Raw genomic sequence first — 18,994 nt, 5'->3', positions numbered from 1 at the left:
GATTATAAAACAATCAGTGCTCGGGTGTACGTCAGTTCGGGTGGCTGCGATAAGCAGGATGCAAATTTGAGTAAATTCTGCCTGATGGCTGAGGCCAGCATGCTATTAATTTTACCGTCTGCTAATTTTACCCTCTGTATCGTTTTTCATGTGACGAGTGTATCGCTACCACCAATAACTGGGAGAGCCTGGCATGTTGTTTCCCCGCTTTCGTTTTTTTACCTTGCCGGTACTGGCGGCAAGCTGGTTGTTTTCTGCGGGGCTGCTGGCTGCGCCGACCGTTACCGTGTTGCAGGATAATCTTGATCACCCCTGGTCGCTGGCCTTTTTGCCGGACGAGCAAGGCTTGTTGCTGACGGAGCGTTCAGGTCAGTTGCGGCGTTGGCAAGCCGGTAAGGGGCTTTCTGCGCCGATAGACGGTGTGCCGACCGTGTTTGCACATTCACAAGGTGGTTTGCTGGATGTGGTGTTGTCGCCGAATTTTCGTCAGGATCGCCGGGTCTACCTGAGTTATGCCGAAGCCGGGCCGCAAGGGCTGGCGGGAACCACAGTAGGATTTGGCGTGCTATCGGATGATATGCAGCGGCTGAATCATTTTACGGTGATCTTCAGGCAACAACTGCCGAAGCGCTCGACCGGTGCCCATTTTGGCGGGCGGATGGTGTTTGATAAACAAGGTCATTTGTTTATCGCACTCGGCGAGAACCAGCAACGGATGCTGGCTCAGGATTTAGGAAGCCTGCAGGGTAAACTGGTGCGCCTTACGCCGGATGGGGGTGTTCCCATCGATAATCCCTTTGTGAATCACTCCGGTGCCCGGCCGGAAATCTGGGCCTACGGATTGCGAAATCCACAAGGGCTGGCGCTTAATCCGTGGTCTGGCGATGTGTGGGAAAGTGAACACGGGCCGCGTGGCGGCGATGAAATCAATATCCCCCAACCGGGAGAGAATTACGGTTGGCCATTGGCGACCTATGGTATCGACTACTCCGGGCAGAGAATCCCGGAATTTCAGGGGGCGGAAGTGGCGGGCACGGCCCAGCCTGTCTATTACTGGAAAGTCTCGCCCGCTATCAGCGGTATGGCATTTTATAACAGCAGTCGTTTTCCTGCCTGGCGTCACTCGCTATTTATTGGCGCACTGGCGGGAACCAGCCTGATTCGTTTGTCACTGGAAGGCGATCGCATTGTTTCGCAAGAACGTCTACTGACGGAACTGGGGGAACGTATCCGTGACGTGCGCGTCGGGCCAGACGGTTATCTGTATGTGCTGACCGATCAGGATAATGGCAAGTTGTTGAAGGTGGGGCTACCGGATTACTGATGCAGATATGGATGTGCGCCCGGCTTAGGGCGCACGACAAGCGATGACGTCAGGCGAGATGTAATCAACGAGATGCAAAGAGAGACGTTACGTGAGCGGCAGCATGACGGTCTGACGGAAGGCTTCCCGTTCAGTCAGTTGCTGATACCAGCGCTCCAGATGTGGCCGGGGCTGGCGTTCCATCGGCAGGTTGAACCAGCTATACGCGATGCACCCGGTCGGGATATCACCGATACCGAACTCTTCGCCGGAAAGCCAGCGCTGTGTCGCCAGTACGCTATCCGCGATAGCAAAGCGTTTTTCACAACCGGCGATACCCGCTTCGACGCTCTTCATGTCGCGTTTGTCCGGTGCTGTGCGTATCAGATTGATGAATACCTGCTTGTAGGGCTCGGAGAACCCTGCCGCCCAGTCCAGCCATTTGTCGATGCCAGCCTGGGTTTTCGCATTAGCATGATAAAAACGCCCCTGGCCGTACTGTGCCGCCAGATAACGCACGATAGCGTGTGACTCCCATAGCACCAGATCGTCGTCTTGCAGGCAGGGTACCAGCCCGTTAGGGTTCATGGACAAATAGTCCGCGTCATGGTTACGACCGAATTGCCCGCCCGCTGGCACCAGTTCATACGCCAGTCCAAGCTCTGCCGCGCACCAGCGTGCTTTCTTCACGTTAGTCGAGTTTTCACGACCCCAGATTTTCAACATGGCACTACTCCTTTGAGTTGACGTTTGGCGCAATAAAGCGATGTGGGAATGTCGCATGCTGCTCATGCTAATGTCAGACTCTGGCCACTATATCCACAGCAAGGGTTTGATGTCACCGGTTGTTCTAAGCAGTGGTTGTTCTAACGCATGAGGGCTAATGTCAGATGATTGAGGGGGAACCGTCGCTAAAATGCGCGAATATCAATAATTAGTTAGTATTATTTGACTATGTACCCAATGGTCAGGCTGCTGGAAGCCATCCAGCAGCCTGACGGGGAGACGCGTTACGCGAAAAATGAGATTATTTTCTCCGCGACTTGCTTTGCCGCTTTTCTGTTCTCAAGGTCGAGGAAGTGACCCGCTTCAGGAATAGTACTGAACTTGCAGTTATGAATGTATTTTTCCATTTTTTTGATATCATTAGTAGTGGTGTACTCGTCATTTTCACCATTCAAAAAAAGTATATCGGCGTTAATGTTCTTGAATATTTCTATATAATTCTCTTCTTTGAGTGTGAGTACCTGCTCTATGTGGAAGTTAACCTGCTGAAAGGCAAATTCATTCATCGATGAGATATGTTTCAAATTAATGTGTTTTAGTAAAGGAGGTAGAAATTTGCCTACTTCATTATTGAGTAATTCCGCCGCTCTTTCGAATTCTTTTGAGTGAATATAATCCCTGGCGCGTTGGATGTAGTCGCGCATTTTATCATTAAGATGTGCCGAAAACGATGCGATCACCGCCTTCTTAATATGTCTGGGCTTGTTTGACAAAGCTAACATAGAAGACAGCCCACCCCATGATATCGACAGTATGTGGTCTGGTTCAAAGATGTCGATGAGATGGAGCAGGATATTGACCTCATCGTTTTTGGTTATGACCCTGTTTAGCGTGTTGTGGGGCAATGATTCACCAATAAACGGTAAGTCAAAAAGAATGATATTAAACCTGCCGGATAGATTTTTGACGGTATTTTTGAACGCTGCCGTTGTCGATAGTGCTCCGTTAACCATAATGATGGTTTCATGTGCAGGATCGGAGATATGCCTTTCAACATATATTTTCCATGAGTCATGTGTGATAATGCATTTTTCTATTGACATAATAAAGTCCCTTTTTTTGCCCGACAGGGCATGGCGCTATCGTTAGATTTTTTCGTCATGAAATTTAACCGTATTAATAACGCTCCCTTTTAAAAAAGCCGAGGGAAATTTCCTGTTGTAGTTATTGTTAATATATTTACATGGTTAATTTAACACATTATTCGGAATGAGATAAATGCCAGTTAATTTATTTGCACTATTAATCTTCTGAAGTGAAAATAACAGAATAAAAATGTTGGCCTAAGTAGTATGTGAAGACTATTTTATAAAAAATTTTAATCATTTCGAGAGATGTGTGGGGCGACTGAGTCATCGGTGGTGTAATCAAGGAGATTTTCCCCTTTTCGCAGTGTCTGTGACTGATCCTGTCGACAGATTCCGCTGATTTTTTCTTTTTCTTTGATGAACTTTACAGTGTGGTCGGTTTTATTCTCAGATATGTCAGGCTACCTTGTACCGGTTAGGCCCAGTAAACTGTTTGATACTCCTCATTTTTAACAATTTATGGACAGCGCGCATGAAGATAGTGACACCTCGCATTTCCTGGCGACGCATCGTTGCCGCCGCTACCGGGATGTTGATGGCGGTTTCGCCGGTACTTCAGGCCGAGCAGATGACGCCTCCACCGCAAATTGACGCCAAAGCGTTTATCTTGATCGATTACGCCAGCGGTCGGGTGCTGGCCGAGTCAAATGCAGATACCAGACTCGATCCCGCTAGCCTGACCAAGATCATGTCGAGCTATGTGATTGGGCAGGCCATCAAAGTGGGTAAGATCACACCAGACGATAAAGTGACGGTTGGAAAAGACGCCTGGGCTGGTGGTAATCCGACGTTACGTGGGTCGTCACTGATGTTCCTCAAGCCGGGTGATCAGATTTCGGTGTCCGATCTTAATAAAGGGATAGTGATTCAGTCGGGTAATGATGCCAGTATCGCACTGGCGGATTATGTCGCCGGAAGCCAGAACGCGTTTGTCAGCCTGATGAACCAGTACGCCGCGACGCTGGGGTTGACGAATACCCATTTTCTGACGGTACATGGTCTGGATACGCCAGGGCAGTACAGTACGGCCCGTGACATGGCACGTCTGACACAGGCGTTGATTCGCGATGTACCGAGCGAATACGCCTTACATAGTGAGAAAGAGTTCACATTCAATAATATCCGCCAGCCAAACCGTAACCGTTTGCTGTGGAGCAGTAACTTGCGTGTGGATGGGGTGAAAACCGGCTATACCGATGGTGCTGGCCACAGTCTGGTGGCCTCGGCTGTCGATAGTGACATGCGGCTGATTTCGGTGGTACTGGGTGCGCCTTCCGACAGCATCCGTTTTCGGGAAAGTGAAAAATTGCTGACCTGGGGGCTCCGTTTCTTTGAAACTGCGACGTTGATACGCAGCGACACCCCCTTTACGACCCAACGGGTATGGCTTGGTAGCGAAAAGCAAGTCAGATTAGGGGTAGCGCAGGATGCCGCGATGACGGTGCCAAAAGGGCAGGCTAAAAATCTGAAAGCCAGCTTTACGTTGGCGCAGCGGCAGTTGCAAGCCCCGCTGAAAAAAGGGCAGGTTGTCGGCACGATTGATTTCCAACTCGATGGCAACAGCATCGGCCAACGCCCACTGGTGGTGATGGATGACATACCGCAAGCAGGCTTTTTTGGCCGCTTATGGGATACCATTTTGATGACGTTGTCCGGCTGGTTTGGCGGATTATTTGGCTGACAGGAATAAGGCGCTGCAGTGGGCTTAAAATGCCGACTGCAGCGAAGGGTTAAGGGGTCAATAGCTCGATGTTGTTGGCTTTGAGGTAGTGGAGATAGTCATTATCCGGTGCACGGTTAGTGATAATCGTATCAAATAATGTCAGCGCACCAATGCGGGTGGGTTTACGCTTGCCGAATTTGCTGCTGTCCACTGCCAGAATGACCTGTTGAGACAGCGCCATGGCGCGATGCTTTATCGCCAGTTCAGCGAAGCTAAAGCAGGTCGCTCCGGCTTGTGTGTCAATGCCGCCTGCTGAAATGAAGGCTTTGGTTGGACAGATCTGATCCAGTTCGTGCTGGTGCCCCAACGGGGTAAAAATAGCATTGTCAGGATGAAACTCTCCGCCGCACAAAATCACCCGACCGTTCGGTTTGTCCTGTAATGCCATAAACGTATTGAGTGAATAACAGATCGCGGTAAACGGCAGGTCGTCTGGAATAGCGGCAATAATGAACGGGATGGTCGTGCCGCAGTCGAAGAAGAGTGTATCGTTGGGTTCGATGCAGGCAGCCGCCAGTTCACCCACGATGTTCTTTTCTACCACGTGTTTGGTCTGCTGATCGGAGACAAAATAACTGGTCGCACCGTTGTTTTTTGGGTCACAAACGACATAGCCGCCCAGCAGCACTACAGACACATCGGGGTGTGCGTTCAGGTCACGCCGGACCGTCATTTCAGAGACGCCGAGCAGTTGTGCTGCATCCTTCAGGTGCAGTTTATCGGCCTTTTTTAAAGCCTGAGCCAGTTTGTGAAGCCTTGCTGCGCGACGCGTTTCCATGTTTTCCTCAATAAGACCGGTCCAACGCGTTCCAATGCAGGATCACCCCACGCTGTACCATCGTTCATGGCTACACCTGAATCAGGATAAAAATGGGGTAAAAGGAAATGCACCGGGAATGGTTAACCGCAGGCAATGTGTGCTGATTCCTCAGCAGACGGAGCATTAATATAACCTTCATGAAATGCAAGGCGCAAATCTATCGTGCAAATGTTATAACGCGGCGGCGCTTATTAGACCGGCTTATTAACGTAACGCGTCTGCTGTTTACAGTGAGGACGAAGATAACAGAATAAGACAGGAAGCATCGGGGCGGCACAGGTGACGTAAGGTGTGGAAGGGAACTCTTGGGTCATACCTAACGGGCATACCTAAAAGAAAATGCCCGTCGTTCTTGAACCTAACCGGCGTGAACGACGGGCTCCTCAATTCAGGGATATCAAAGAAAAGCAGTGGCATTAACTCAGACTTTACCCCTGGAAAAAAGTTCTGCGTAATTTGAAAAAAAATTGACGTTGCTTTACAAAATCACCTCAGCCGGGCAATTGCGGCCAGATAACCACAATCAACGAACCGGCCAGTGTCAGCAGTACGTTGGCGATGGCATAGGTTCCGGCGTAGCCCAACGCCGGGATATTACTGCGAGCGGTATCGCTGATAATCTCCATAGCGGGTGCACAGGTACGAGCGCCCATGATGGCACCAAATAGCAACGCCCGATTCATGCGCAACACATAGGCACCAAACAGGAAGCAGACCACGACCGGCAGCAGGCTGACAATCAACCCGGACAGCACCATCTGAATGCCAACATCGCCAAAGCTATGATTGATGGTGCTGCCTGCGCTGAGTCCCACCCCAGCCATGAACACCATCAACCCGAACTCTTTCACCATATTCAATGCGCCCTGAGGGATATAACCGAACGTCGGATGGTTGGCGCGTAAAAAACCGAGCATGATGCCGGAAAACAGTAAACCGGCGGCGTTGCCGATACCGAAGGAAAAATTGCGGAACTGGAAGGTAATCAACCCGACCATAATACCGATGATGAAAAAGGCGCAAAACGCCAGCAGATCGGTGACCTGGCTGTGGATGGAAATAAAGCCAATGCGATCCGCAATGCTTTTTACCCGGCGGGCGTCGCCGCTGACTTGCAGGACATCACCTTTGTTCAATACCACGCCGTCATCAATGGGCATCTCGATTTGGCTGCGTACGATGCGGTTGAGGAAGCAGCCGTGATCGGTCAGTTTCAACTGACTTAAACGCTTACCTACGGCATTGTGGTTTTTCACCACAATCTCCTCGGTCACTATCCGCATATCCAGCAGTTCGCGCTCGAACACTTCTTTGCCGTCGCGGAAGTTGGGGTTCAGGCGAGCGTGCGCGTCGGGATATCCCACCAGTGCGATTTCATCCCCTAATTGCAGTACGGCGTCGCCGTCCGGTGTCGCCAGAATGCCATTACGCCGGATACGTTCGATATAACATCCGGTCTGGCGATAAATACCCAGCTCGCGTAGGTTTTTACCATCAGCCCAGGCCACCAGTTCAGGGCCGACGCGATAAGCACGAATGATTGGCAGATAGATTTTACGCTGACTGTCGGTGTCCAGCCCGCGTTCACGGGCAATCTGCTGGGCGCTGGTCGGCAAATCCTGATGCTGTAATTTAGGCAGATAGCGAGCACCAAATATCAGGCTGACCAGACCAATCAGATAGGTCAGAGCGTAACCGAGGCTCAACTGCTCCTGCGTTATCGACAACTGTGGCCCAAGGCTAATGGTGTTACGCAGCGCATCGCCAGCCCCCACCAGTACGGGGGTTGAGGTCATGGCACCGGCCAGCATACCGGCGGTCAGACCTATCCCCCAACCGAATACCTTGCCCAACACCAGCGCTATCAGCAATGCGCTACTGACCATCACCATCGCCAGCATCAGGTAATTTTTACCATCCCGGAAAAAAATCGAGAAAAAGTTGGGACCGGCTTCAACACCTACGCAAAAGATAAAAAGCATAAAGCCAAGGTTCAGCGCCTCGGTATTAATAGCGAAATGTTGTTGTCCCAGTAACAGCGACACCACCAGAACGCCAATAGAATTACCCAGTTGAACCGAGCCGAGCCGCAGTTTCCCCAGACAAAGACCTAAACAGAGAACGACGAATAACAGCAGAATGTAATTCCCGTTTAACAAATCAGCGACGTTTATATTCATGGAATGTAACTTGTTGTTTACTGGTAAATTATTGATATAAAAAATAATTTAGACTAAATTTACCCCATTAAAGGGGCGCTGACCATGTCTGGACGACACTATGATGATAAGAAAGGAGCGGACCCCATTGTTTTTTATCCGGCAACGTCTCAAAAGACGGGAAATACCGTCTGGCATGACGCAGTCATTTTAGTGATTTCTCCGGCGGACAACCAGCCGGTGATACCGATAAATCACCGCGAAGCTGGCTTTTCGTCCCATCAGGGATACCTGCTGCGCATGATGGTAGTGGGCGACAACCGTTGCTCCGTTATGCGCAGGTTTAGTCTATTTCGGGGAGGCTCACATGGCAGGCAATAGAGGGTGGCTGGGCGTTGTCAGCTGTTTTGTCTTGTTTACGTTAGTATTTTTAAGTCAAAAGATGCGTATCGTGGGGACTTCGCTGGAAGACGGCTTTCATGGTGATCCGGGGATGCTGTTGTTTTTATTGCCGGGAATGGCATCAAGCTACTTGTCGCGTAATCGGCGATTGCGTTATCCCCTTATGGGCGCGCTGGTGGCGATACCTGTTTGTCTGTTGGTGCTGCAACTGTGGTATTTCCCCAGTCTGTCGTTCTGGCAGGAACTGGCTTATCTCTGTAGCGCCGTGTTCTGGTGTCTGATGGGAGCGTTAGCGTTTCTCTTCTTACGGGCGGTGAGTCTGCATTATTTACGTTAAGCGCTGATATGCCCGCGACGGGGAGTCACAATCACCAGGGCACTCCCGGTGCCTTGGTGATGAGCAGATAAACTCAGCCGGATTAATTAAGCAGATGCTCTCTGGCATAGGCTTCGAAGTCAGTGCAGCCGCCAATGTGTTTTTCATCCAGGAAAATCTGAGGTACGGTCTCTACCGGTTTACCCACTGTCTTAGACAAATCCGCTTTGCTGATGCCTTCTGCATGAATATCAACGTAGCGGTAATTGAAATCGTCGCGCTCTTCGGTCAATTTTTCAGCCAGTTCTTTGGCTCGGACACAATAAGGACAACCAGGACGACCAAAAATAACTGCGTACATGTAAACTCCTTAACATCTCTATGTTATCTGGGTATCTCTGTTATCACGACCTACCCATAATTGTAAACGGTTTTCGCCAACCGCGTTACTATGCCCGCAATCCGTGGCGATCTGAAGTAGTCATTGCCTGTTATAACGATTAGCGTCATCTATGTCTTGTTTTGTTTGCCTGTACTCATATTGTGTCGTGGTTCGTCGCATCTATTGACCACGATTGACTAAAATCGCGTGTAACGTTGGTCTACCGACAGGTCTGACATATACTCACTGATGTTCTTGATGGCGTGAGACTGCGGTGGTGCCAGGGCGTAGCCTATTGATGCGTGACATTGATGGGGAATGTGAGTGGGCAATGAGAAAGCCAGCGCCTCTGCAACGTGACGTATGGCGGATATAAGTTGTTTATCGCTAAACGATGCGCCCCAAGCCCTATAATTTGTGCAGCCCACGTCGTCAGCGTGTGTCATCTCACCATTGTTTTTCAGGGATATTCAACGTGACGCCAACCATTTCACTGTTACGCCAGCACCGTTCCATCCGATCGTTTACCGACCAGTCGCTTAGTGATGAGCAGCGGACCGCGATTATTGCCGCCGCGCAAAGTGCCTCGACGTCCAGCTTTCTGCAATGCAGTTCGATAATCCGTATTACTGATCAGGCGCTGCGCTCGCAACTGGTGCACCTGACCGGCGAACAGCCGTGGGTGGGGCAGGCCGCTGAGTTTTGGGTATTCTGCGCCGATTTTTATCGGCATCAGCAAATCTACCCGCAGGCCGAACTGGGCCTGGCCGAACAATTGCTGCTTGGCAGCGTTGATACGGCGCTGATGGGACAAAACGCGCTGGTGGCAGCAGAGTCGCTGGGGTTGGGCGGTGTTTTCATTGGCGGCATTCGTAATCAGATTGCTGAGGTTACGCGCCTGCTGGCGCTACCACAGCAGGTACTGCCGTTGTTTGGGTTATGCCTTGGGTATCCGGCGATGCAGCCTGACCTCAAACCGCGTTTACCGGCGGCATTGGTCGTGCATGAAAACCGCTATCAACCGTTGGATAGTGTCTTACTGGCACAATACGATCAGCATATCGTTGAGTATTATCGCCATCGCGACAGCAATCAGCGTATGGAGTGCTGGAGCGACCAAATTCGGCGCACCCTGAGCAAAGAGCGCCGTCCGTTCATGCTAGACTACCTGCACCAGCAGGGCTGGGCCACCCGGTAGTACTGGAGCGCTATGAAAATCGCCATTTTGTCACAGGACGGTTCTCTCTATTCTTGCAAGCGGCTATGCGCGGCGGCGGAAGAGCGGCAGCATGATATCGAGGTGCTCAATCCGCTGTCGTGTTACATGAACATTAATTCTGCCGCGCCATCAGTGCATTACCGTGGGCGTCATCTCGGGCACTATGACGCCGTGATCCCGCGCATCGGCGCCGCCATTACTTTTTATGGTACGGCGGTGTTACGGCAGTTTGAAATGCTGGGCAGCATGGTGCTGAATAATGCGATGTCGGTCATCCGTGCCCGCGACAAACTGCACTCATTGCAACTGTTGGCACGCCAGGGTATTGACTTACCGATCACCGGATTTGCCCATTCACCGGATGATACCGCGGATCTGATCAAAATGGTCGGTGGGGCACCGCTGGTGGTGAAGCTGGTGGAAGGCACTCAGGGTATTGGTGTAGTACTGGCGGAAACCCAGCAGGCGGCGGAAAGTGTTATTGATGCTTTTCGGGGCCTTAATGCGCATATCCTGGTACAGGAATATGTACGTGAGGCACAAGGGAAAGACATCCGTTGTCTGGTGATTGGCGAGCGCGTGGTAGCAGCTATCGAGCGGCAGGCTAAACCGGGCGATTTTCGCTCCAACCTGCACCGGGGGGGAACGGCCAGCCGGGTACGCATCACGCCGCAAGAGCGTGCAACTGCGGTAAAGGCCGCAAAAACATTGGGACTGAATGTGGCGGGTGTTGATATACTGCGTTCGGCACGAGGGCCTCTGGTCATGGAGGTCAACGCCTCACCCGGGCTGGAAGGTATCGAAACCGCTACCGGGCTGGATATCGCAGGGATGATGATCGAATATATTGAACAACATCATCGCTCCGTATCCCGGGTAGCCAGAACCGGGTGAGAGTATTGCGGGTGATATATGTTGCGCCCATGTGTTTTTTAGCGCGTTGACGCGCTGTAATGGCCAGTTCGTGATGACGAGTGGCCCGGCTATTCCTGAGTTAGGCATTGCGTAGGTCAGGTTTTTATCTCCATGAAATATGAGGCGGTCAAGATGGATTCAATCATCGTCCCTGATTTGAATTTGCTTCGGCGGTGGCTGGATCAACTGGGCATTATTTACTTCGAATGTGATTCTTGTCAGGCGTTGCATTTGCCGCACATGCAGAATTTTGACGGGGTGTTTGACGCCAAGGTTGATATGGCCGACAGCGTCATCCTGTTTTCCGCGCTGGCGGAAGTGAAACCCACCGCCCTGATCCCATTGATGAGTAATCTAAGCCAGATCAACGCCAGCTCACTGACGGCTAAAGCGTTTCTTGATATTCAGGACGATAACCTGCCCAAATTGATCGTTTGCCAGACATTCAGTGCCGGTGCGGGGATGACTCTGGAACAGTTCCGCCATTTCATGGAGCAGGCTGAGCAGCAGGTTTCCATGGTTATTATGGAAGCCAGTGCCAATAATCTGCTGTTTTTGGGTGATGAGGAAGAGAGCCCTGCTGAACGATTCAACACCTCAAGCCTGCATTGATTACGTTATGGATCAATAGCTGGTCATCAGTTTTGCTTATTTATTTAAGCCGCATTTACTGCGGTTTTTTATTATCTAAACCGGATGTTTTTCTGCCTTTGCCGTTTCAGGGCGTAGCACATAGATAAATTGTGAATAAATAATCGATAAAACCTGTTTTTTCCTTTCTGGTATGGTACAGGCGGAATAGTGCGGTTATGCTTTATTTCTGTATGGTTCAGATAATAACGTTGTAGCCAATAATGTGTTAATGATGAAAAACGCGGATGCATAGCCATGCATCATCGTTGTTATTCAGAGCCTGTTGTTATTCTGAGCATGAAGAAACATAGAACGGTGTTATTTGCTGACACTGTGCATTCACCCCCCTGTATTTACCCCTGGTATGGAGGAAGGAACGGATGTTCACCCAACGTAAAAAATGGCTTTCGGGAGTGTTAGCCGGCTTAATGGTGGCCGCGTCCGTCACCGCATCGGCGGAAGAGAAAACGCTGCACGTCTATAACTGGTCTGATTATATTGCGCCTGACACGCTGGAAAACTTCCAGAAAGAGAGTGGCATAAAAGTCGTGTATGACGTGTTTGACTCCAACGAAGTGCTGGAAGGCAAACTGATGGCCGGCAGCACAGGGTTCGACCTGGTAGTGCCTTCTGCCAGTTTTCTGGGGCGCCAGATCAGTGCTGGTGTCTTCCAGCCACTGGATAAGAGCAAACTGCCGAACTACAAAAATCTTGATCCTGAGCTGATGAAGCTCATCGAAGAACACGATCCGGGTCATAAGTACGCGGTGCCGTACCTGTGGGCAACCACCGGTATTGGTTATAACGTCGACAAGGTTAAGGCCGTACTGGGTAAAGATGCGCCGGTTAACAGCTGGGATCTGGTGTTGAAGCCGGAGAACCTGGAGAAGCTCAAGAGCTGTGGCGTATCCTTCCTTGACGCACCGGCTGAGATTTATGCCACGGTGCTGAACTATCAGGGTAAAAATCCGAACAGTACCAATGAATCGGATTACACCAAAGACGCCACGGATTTACTGCTGAAACTGCGTCCGAGCATTCGCTATTTCCATTCATCCCAGTACATTAACGATCTGGCCAACGGTGATATTTGTGTGGCGATCGGCTGGGCTGGCGACGTCATGCAGGCAGCCAACCGGGCGAAAGAGGCGAAAAATGGCGTGAATATCAGCTATAGCGTTCCGAAGGAAGGCGCGCTGGCATTCTTTGACGTCTTCGCCATTCCGAAAGATGCCAAGAACCTGGATTCAGCCTATCAGTTCCTTAACTATCTGCTGAAACCGGAGGTGATTGCCAACATCAGTAACCATGTGTATTACGCCAACCCCAATAAAGAGGCGACTGCACTGGTGAAAGATGACGTGCGTAATAACCCGAATATTTATCCGCCAGCGGATATTCGCGCCAAGTTGTTTACGCTTAAGGTGCAATCACCCAAGATTGACCGTGTGATTACACGCTCGTGGACCAAGGTAAAAAGCGGGAAATAACTGCTGTCCTTGACTCCACTTCCATGCAACAGGCGGCTTACCCCGCCTGTTTGTGCTATTTGTGTCGCAGTCATGTGGCTGCGATTTTGTTCTGCTTTTGCCGGAGAGCAAATTAAGTGAACGAAGCGATCCCCCGCCCCAAACCCCAGAAAGCGGCCACGCCGTTGCTGGAAGTGCGTAACCTGACCAAAGCGTATGATGGTCAGTTTGCGGTTGATGACGTCAGCCTGACCATCTATAAAGGCGAAATTTTCGCCCTGTTGGGGGCTTCAGGGTGTGGTAAATCCACACTGCTGCGTATGCTGGCGGGTTTTGAGCAGCCTACCCAGGGACAAATTGTGCTGGATGGACAGGACCTGTCTTTGGTGCCGCCTTACCAGCGCCCGATCAACATGATGTTTCAGTCCTATGCGTTATTTCCGCACATGACGGTGGAAAAAAATATCGCTTTCGGCCTGAAGCAGGACAAGTTATCGCGCGGTGAAATCAACGATCGCGTGGAAGAGATGCTAACGCTGGTGCACATGCAGGAATTTGCCGGGCGCAAACCGCATCAACTTTCTGGTGGTCAGCGTCAGCGTGTGGCGCTGGCGCGCAGTCTGGCGAAACGTCCGAAATTGCTGTTGCTGGACGAACCGATGGGCGCACTGGATAAGAAATTGCGCGATCGCATGCAACTGGAAGTGGTCGACATTCTGGAACGGGTGGGGGTGACCTGCGTGATGGTGACCCACGATCAGGAAGAGGCCATGACCATGGCAGGCCGTATCGCTATCATGAATCGCGGTAAATTTGTGCAGATTGGCGAGCCGGAAGAAATATACGAAAACCCGAATACGCGCTTTAGCGCCGAATTCATCGGTTCAGTCAATATGTTCGAAGGGCTGTTGAAAGAGCGTCAGGACGATGCGCTTATTGTGCAAAGTCCGGGGTTGGTGCATCCGCTGAAGGTCAATTCCGATGTATCGGTGGTGGACGGCGTGCCGGTCTATATTGCGCTGCGCCCGGAAAAAATCATGTTGTGCGACGAAGTGCCAACAGATGGGTGTAACTTTGCCGTGGGCGAGGTGGTGCACATCGCTTATCTGGGTGATCTGTCTATTTACCATGTCCGGTTAACCAGCGGGCAGACGATCAGTGCCCAGTTGCAAAACGCCGACCGTTTTCGCAAAGGTTCGCCCACCTGGGGAGATGAAGTGCGCCTGTGCTGGGATGCGGACAGTTGCGTGGTGTTGACGGTATAACGGGAGAAGACGCAATGGCGATGTTATCTGAACAACATGAACCGCCGGGCCAGCCGATGAGCCCGTTGCGCGCAACGCTGGCGCGCCTGCGCCTGGCGCATGGCCGCAAACTGGTGATCGCGCTGCCTTATCTGTGGCTGTTGTGCCTGTTTATGCTGCCGTTTCTGATTGTCTTTAAGATCAGTTTCGCCGAAATGGCACGTACGGTACCACCGTATACGGATCTGATCGCATGGGCGGACGATCGGCTGCAAATCAGCCTGAATATCGGCAACTACCTGCAATTATTGTCTGACCCGTTATATATCGATGCTTACCTGCAATCGCTGAAAGTTGCGGCGGTTTCGACGTTGTGTTGTCTGGTGGTTGGGTATCCGATGGCCTGGGCGGTAGCGCACAGTAAGCCGTCTACCCGCAATATTCTATTGTTGCTGGTGATCCTGCCCTCGTGGACCTCGTTCCTGATTCGCGTGTATGCGTGGATGGGGATTTTGAAAGATAACGGTATCCTGAATAATTTCCTGCTTTGGCTTGGGGTCATCGATCAGCCACTGGTGATTTTACACACCAATCTGGCCGTGTATATCGGCGTGGTTTATTCGTACTTACCGTTTATGGTCTTACCGATTTATACCGCGCTGACCCGACTGGATTATTCGCTGGTGGAAGCCTCGCTGGATTTGGGGGCTAGGCCGGTCAAAACCTTTTTTAGCGTGATTGTGCCGCTGACCAAAGGTGGCATTATTGCCGGGTCGATGCTGGTGTTTATTCCGACAGTAGGGGAATACGTGATCCCTGAGCTGTTAGGCGGGCCGGATAGCATCATGATTGGCCGTATTCTGTGGCAAGAGTTTTTCAATAACCGTGACTGGCCGGTCGCCTCGGCGGTAGCGATGGTGATGCTGTTCCTGCTGATTATTCCGATCATCTGGTTCCATAAACACCAGAATAAAGCCGCGGAGGATCAGGCATGAACAATTTACCGGTTGTGCGTTCACCGTGGCGGACGCTGATTTTGGTGCTGGGATACAGTTTTCTGTATGCACCGATGCTGATGCTGGTTATCTACTCCTTCAACAGTTCCCGGCTGGTGACGGTGTGGGCCGGGTGGTCTACCCAGTGGTATAGCGCGCTGTTTGAAGATTCAGCCATGATAAGCGCGGTGGCGCTGAGCCTGACTATCGCGGCGGCCTCGGCCACCATGGCGGTGGTATTGGGCACGCTGGCGGCGGTGGTGATGGTACGTTTTGGCAATTTCCGTGGTTCTAACGGGTTTGCTTTTATGCTGACCGCACCGCTGGTGATGCCGGATGTGATCACCGGGCTGTCGTTATTACTGCTGTTTGTGTCGCTGGCGCAAGCTATTGGCTGGCCTGCAGAGCGCGGAATGCTGACCATTTGGCTGGCGCACGTCACTTTCTGTTCGGCGTATGTCACTGTGGTGATCAGTGCCCGCCTGCGTGAGTTGGATCATTCGATTGAAGAAGCGGCAATGGATTTAGGCGCAACACCGCTGAAGGTCTTTTTCATCATTACCGTACCGATGATTGCTCCGGCACTGGTATCGGGTTGGTTGCTGGCCTTTACCCTGTCGCTGGATGATCTGGTGATTGCCAGCTTTGTCTCCGGCCCTGGTGCTACGACCCTGCCGATGCTGGTGTTTTCCAGCGTAAGAATGGGCGTTAACCCGCAGATTAACGCACTGGCATCTCTGATATTGTTGGTGGTAGGCATTATCGGTTTGATTGCCTGGTGGTTTATGGCTCGGGCGGAAAAGCAGCGCCAGCGTGATTTGCAAAAAGCGAGGCGTGGCTGACAGCATTTTGCTTTCCTCCTGAACTTGCCAATTCTCACCACGCCGCCATACTTTTGGTGGCGTGGTCATTTCAGGGGGAATGCAATCATACTGTACGGCAAACGGGAACTGCTACAGCGTGGCGTATTCGCACCTGTCGCGGTGATGGTGGCGGGATGGGCGATTATCGCCACCCGGTGTATGGGTATCGTCCTGACCATCAGTGAACTGGGGTGGAGCGGCTTTGGTGGCTGGCTTAGCAGTAGCGCAAAGCAGTGGGACAGTACGCTGGTGTTGCTGGCGGCCCTGCTGGTGGTATGCCTTGAAATCCGCTGTGGGTTCGCGGTTCTCAGCGGGCTGAACTGGGGACGCTGGTGTTTCCTGATAACCCAGTGTTTGGTTACGGTTTATATGCTGACGGCGTCGTTAGTGGAGTTTTTGCCACCGATTTTTCACGTCAGCGGCGACGGCGTCGGCGAAATCCTTCACCATTTGTTGATGCAGCGATTGCCGGATTTTCTGCTGATTTTGCTGTTGTTCCTGCCCCGGCGTAGCCAGCGTTTTTTTACTCGCCATCCCTAACTTTCCTGCGTGGGGGTGATACAATCGGCCCCCTTTGACGTTAACGACAGATTTCAGATTTTCCATGCAATGTTCCCGCTATACCGACGGTTCGTGCCGTTCCTGCCAATGGCTGGAAACCGACTACCCACAGCAGATAATGGATAAGCAACAGCACTTGTCGACGCTGCTGGCCGCTCACCCGGTCGAACGCTGGCTGACGCCGTTCACCTCACCACAGACCGCGTTTCGCAATAAAGCCAAGATGGTGGTCAGCGGTAGTGTGGAACGCCCGCTATTGGGGATGTTGCACCGTGACGGTTCGGCGGTGGATCTGTGTGACTGCCCGCTCTATCCCGACAGTTTTGCACCGGTGTTTAGCGTGTTAAAAGTCTTTATCGCCCGAGCAGGTTTGACGCCCTATAACGTCGCCCGGCGGCGGGGAGAGCTGAAGTACCTGCTGCTGACGCAAAGTACCCTGAGTGGTTGTTTTATGCTGCGGCTGGTTTTGCGTTCCGAAACGAAACTGGCGCAACTGCGCGCCGCGTTACCGTGGTTACAACAGCAGTTGCCGCAGTTGACGGTGATATCGGCGAATATCCAGCCCGTTCATCAGGCGATACTGGAAGGGGAGCAGGAGATTCCGTTAACGCCAGCACAGGCGTTGGAAGATCGCTTTAACCAGGTGCCGTTGTATATTCGGCCGCAAAGTTTCTTCCAGACCAACCCGACGGTTGCCGCCGCATTGTACGACACGGCACGGCAGTGGGTGTCGACGTTGCCGATACGCAGCCTGTGGGATCTCTTTTGTGGCGTGGGGGGATTCGGTTTGCATTGCGCCGGGCCGGATAGCGCGCTCACCGGTATTGAAATTAGCCCGGAAGCGATTGCCTGTGCGAAGCACTCGGCGACACAACTGGGGCTTCATAATGTCAGTTTTGCCGCGCTTGATTCCACCCGCTTTGCGGTTGGTGAAATGCAGACGCCGGATCTGGTGATCGTTAACCCACCGCGGCGGGGGATTGGTGCTGAACTGTGCGACTACCTGAGTCGCATGGCGCCGCCGTATCTGTTGTATTCCAGTTGTAATGCCGAAAGTATGGCGAAAGATATCGCACGTTTGCCCGCCTACCAGATACAGCAGGTGCAGTTGTTCGATATGTTCCCGCATACCGCGCATTATGAGGTACTGACATTACTGCAATGGCGTGCCTAATCCAGAGAGAAGAGAGAAGAGAGAAGAGAGATACGCCAGAGAGGGGCGTTTGCCGATGTAACCGTTGTCTTTAGTCCTTCCTCGCTCCACCGTTTTTTCCTCAGTACGCTGCCGGCAGCTACCGGCAGCGTGAGGGGCATCAGTTTTACTGCTGCGGGAACCACTTGTCGTTGATGGCTTTGTAGGTGCCATTAGCCTTGATAGCATTCAGCGCACCATTCAGTTTTTCCAGTAACGCCTGATTATCCGGGCGAACGGCAATGCCTAACCCAATGCCGAAATAGGCCGGATCAGTGATCTTCTCGCCGACGGTGGCTAAGTCCGGATTGTTCTTCAGCCATTCGTTGACCACGGCAGTATCGCCGAATACGCCGTCAAGGCGGCCGTTTTTCAGGTCGATAAGCGCATTCTGGTAACTGTCATACGGGACGGTTGTCACTTCCGGGTGTTTTTCCTGCAGGAATTTCTGGTGAGTCGTGCCGTTTTCCATACCGATGCGCTTACCTTTCAGGTCAGCCAATGAATGGAACTTGCCTTTCTGGGCGATGACAATAGCTGAGTTAGCGTAGTAAGGCTGGGTAAACGCCACCTGTTTGCTGCGTTCCGGGGTGATGTCCATACCGGAAATAATCGCGTCGTACCGACGGAATTTCAGCGCCGGAATCAGGCTGTCAAATGCCTGATTGGTGAAGCTACAGGTCGCCTGTAATTGTTTACACAGCGCATTAGCGAGGTCGATATCAAACCCGACGATCTGGTTGTTGGCATCCAGTGATTCGAACGGTGGATAGGTAGCTGATGCAGCAAAACGAATGGTTTCTGTTGCCAGTGAGCTAAAGGTGGTGCTGGCCAGCAGTGCGGCAAGAATAAGTTTTCTCATGGGGTACTCCAGATTATTTTATATATACCAACATAATAACTGTTGGTAAGGATGTAGATACC

At 51.7% G+C, this 18,994-nt stretch carries 18 protein-coding genes; 12 read left to right on the top strand and 6 right to left on the bottom strand.

The genetic code is table 11. The features are described from left to right. The first annotated feature begins 193 nt into the window (after positions 1-193). The gene (locus FAZ14_RS14050; RefSeq protein WP_153508722.1) at positions 194-1,324 is read left to right on the top strand and encodes a PQQ-dependent sugar dehydrogenase; all 1,131 of its coding nucleotides are present in this window, start codon (positions 194-196) and stop codon (positions 1,322-1,324) included. 87 nt (positions 1,325-1,411) lie between these two features. Here the strand turns inward: FAZ14_RS14050 and FAZ14_RS14045 are convergent, their stop codons facing one another. Then, a complete protein-coding gene (locus FAZ14_RS14045; RefSeq protein WP_016943719.1) occupies positions 1,412-2,029 on the bottom strand; it encodes a glutathione S-transferase family protein in 618 nt (205 codons plus the stop codon). 284 nt (positions 2,030-2,313) lie between these two features. Next, the gene (locus FAZ14_RS14040) at positions 2,314-3,132 is read right to left on the bottom strand and encodes an alpha/beta fold hydrolase (protein WP_016943720.1); all 819 of its coding nucleotides are present in this window, start codon (positions 3,130-3,132) and stop codon (positions 2,314-2,316) included. A gap of 517 nt (positions 3,133-3,649) precedes the next feature. Between FAZ14_RS14040 and FAZ14_RS14035 the strand changes: the two genes are divergently transcribed. Beyond that, a complete protein-coding gene (locus FAZ14_RS14035; RefSeq protein WP_153508721.1) occupies positions 3,650-4,858 on the top strand; it encodes a serine hydrolase in 1,209 nt (402 codons plus the stop codon). 49 nt (positions 4,859-4,907) lie between these two features. Here the strand turns inward: FAZ14_RS14035 and deoR are convergent, their stop codons facing one another. Then, positions 4,908-5,678 carry a DNA-binding transcriptional repressor DeoR gene (deoR, locus tag FAZ14_RS14030; RefSeq protein ID WP_016943722.1) on the bottom strand — a complete coding sequence of 257 codons (771 nt, stop codon included), beginning with the start codon at positions 5,676-5,678 and terminating at the stop codon, positions 4,908-4,910. 533 nt (positions 5,679-6,211) lie between these two features. Then, positions 6,212-7,900 carry an aspartate:alanine antiporter gene (locus FAZ14_RS14025; RefSeq protein ID WP_012884995.1) on the bottom strand — a complete coding sequence of 563 codons (1,689 nt, stop codon included), beginning with the start codon at positions 7,898-7,900 and terminating at the stop codon, positions 6,212-6,214. Positions 7,901-8,246: 346 nt separating this feature from the next. On the opposite strand from FAZ14_RS14025, the gene FAZ14_RS14020 reads away from it, so the two are divergent. Then, positions 8,247-8,618 carry an inner membrane protein YbjM gene (locus FAZ14_RS14020; protein WP_038926437.1) on the top strand — a complete coding sequence of 124 codons (372 nt, stop codon included), beginning with the start codon at positions 8,247-8,249 and terminating at the stop codon, positions 8,616-8,618. A gap of 82 nt (positions 8,619-8,700) precedes the next feature. On the opposite strand, the gene FAZ14_RS14015 is transcribed toward FAZ14_RS14020, so the two are convergent. Further along, positions 8,701-8,958 (bottom strand): GrxA family glutaredoxin, encoded by a 258-nt coding sequence (locus FAZ14_RS14015; RefSeq protein ID WP_016943724.1) that lies wholly within the window; start codon positions 8,956-8,958, stop codon positions 8,701-8,703. Positions 8,959-9,454: 496 nt separating this feature from the next. Here FAZ14_RS14015 and nfsA point away from each other — a divergent pair, with 496 nt between their 5' ends. From nfsA to rlmC, 9 genes are all read left to right on the top strand, one after another. Then, the gene (gene nfsA, locus FAZ14_RS14010) at positions 9,455-10,177 is read left to right on the top strand and encodes an oxygen-insensitive NADPH nitroreductase (protein WP_016943725.1); all 723 of its coding nucleotides are present in this window, start codon (positions 9,455-9,457) and stop codon (positions 10,175-10,177) included. A gap of 12 nt (positions 10,178-10,189) precedes the next feature. Continuing rightward, positions 10,190-11,092 carry a 30S ribosomal protein S6--L-glutamate ligase gene (gene rimK / locus FAZ14_RS14005; RefSeq protein ID WP_016943726.1) on the top strand — a complete coding sequence of 301 codons (903 nt, stop codon included), beginning with the start codon at positions 10,190-10,192 and terminating at the stop codon, positions 11,090-11,092. Between the two features lie 153 nt (positions 11,093-11,245). Then, a complete protein-coding gene (locus FAZ14_RS14000; RefSeq protein WP_012884989.1) occupies positions 11,246-11,725 on the top strand; it encodes a YbjN domain-containing protein in 480 nt (159 codons plus the stop codon). Positions 11,726-12,126: 401 nt separating this feature from the next. Beyond that, positions 12,127-13,236, top strand: a complete 1,110-nt coding sequence (potF, locus tag FAZ14_RS13995; RefSeq protein WP_016943728.1) for a spermidine/putrescine ABC transporter substrate-binding protein PotF — start codon at positions 12,127-12,129, stop codon at positions 13,234-13,236. A gap of 116 nt (positions 13,237-13,352) precedes the next feature. Further along, positions 13,353-14,480: a putrescine ABC transporter ATP-binding subunit PotG gene (gene potG, locus FAZ14_RS13990; RefSeq protein ID WP_038926434.1), complete on the top strand. Its 1,128-nt coding sequence runs from the start codon at positions 13,353-13,355 to the stop codon at positions 14,478-14,480. A gap of 14 nt (positions 14,481-14,494) precedes the next feature. Then, entirely contained in the window at positions 14,495-15,454 is a 960-nt protein-coding gene (gene potH / locus FAZ14_RS13985; protein ID WP_016943730.1) for a putrescine ABC transporter permease PotH, read from the top strand. Continuing rightward, complete coding sequence (gene potI, locus FAZ14_RS13980; RefSeq protein WP_012884985.1) at positions 15,451-16,296, top strand: putrescine ABC transporter permease PotI; 846 nt, start codon at positions 15,451-15,453, stop codon at positions 16,294-16,296. Before potH ends, potI begins: the two co-directional genes overlap by 4 nt. A 108-nt stretch (positions 16,297-16,404) precedes the next feature. Then, a complete protein-coding gene (locus FAZ14_RS13975) occupies positions 16,405-16,857 on the top strand; it encodes a YbjO family protein (RefSeq protein ID WP_268906968.1) in 453 nt (150 codons plus the stop codon). Positions 16,858-16,921: 64 nt separating this feature from the next. Beyond that, positions 16,922-18,052, top strand: a complete 1,131-nt coding sequence (gene rlmC, locus FAZ14_RS13970) for a 23S rRNA (uracil(747)-C(5))-methyltransferase RlmC (protein WP_153508720.1) — start codon at positions 16,922-16,924, stop codon at positions 18,050-18,052. 145 nt (positions 18,053-18,197) lie between these two features. On the opposite strand, the gene FAZ14_RS13965 is transcribed toward rlmC, so the two are convergent. Further along, positions 18,198-18,932 carry an arginine ABC transporter substrate-binding protein gene (locus tag FAZ14_RS13965; RefSeq protein ID WP_153508719.1) on the bottom strand — a complete coding sequence of 245 codons (735 nt, stop codon included), beginning with the start codon at positions 18,930-18,932 and terminating at the stop codon, positions 18,198-18,200. Between the last annotated feature and the right edge of the window lie 62 nt (positions 18,933-18,994).

It is taken from the genome of Dickeya oryzae, assembly GCF_009372235.1.
Taxonomy (GTDB): Bacteria; Pseudomonadota; Gammaproteobacteria; order Enterobacterales; family Enterobacteriaceae; genus Dickeya; species Dickeya oryzae.
This window is presented reverse-complemented; position numbering and strand designations above follow the sequence as displayed.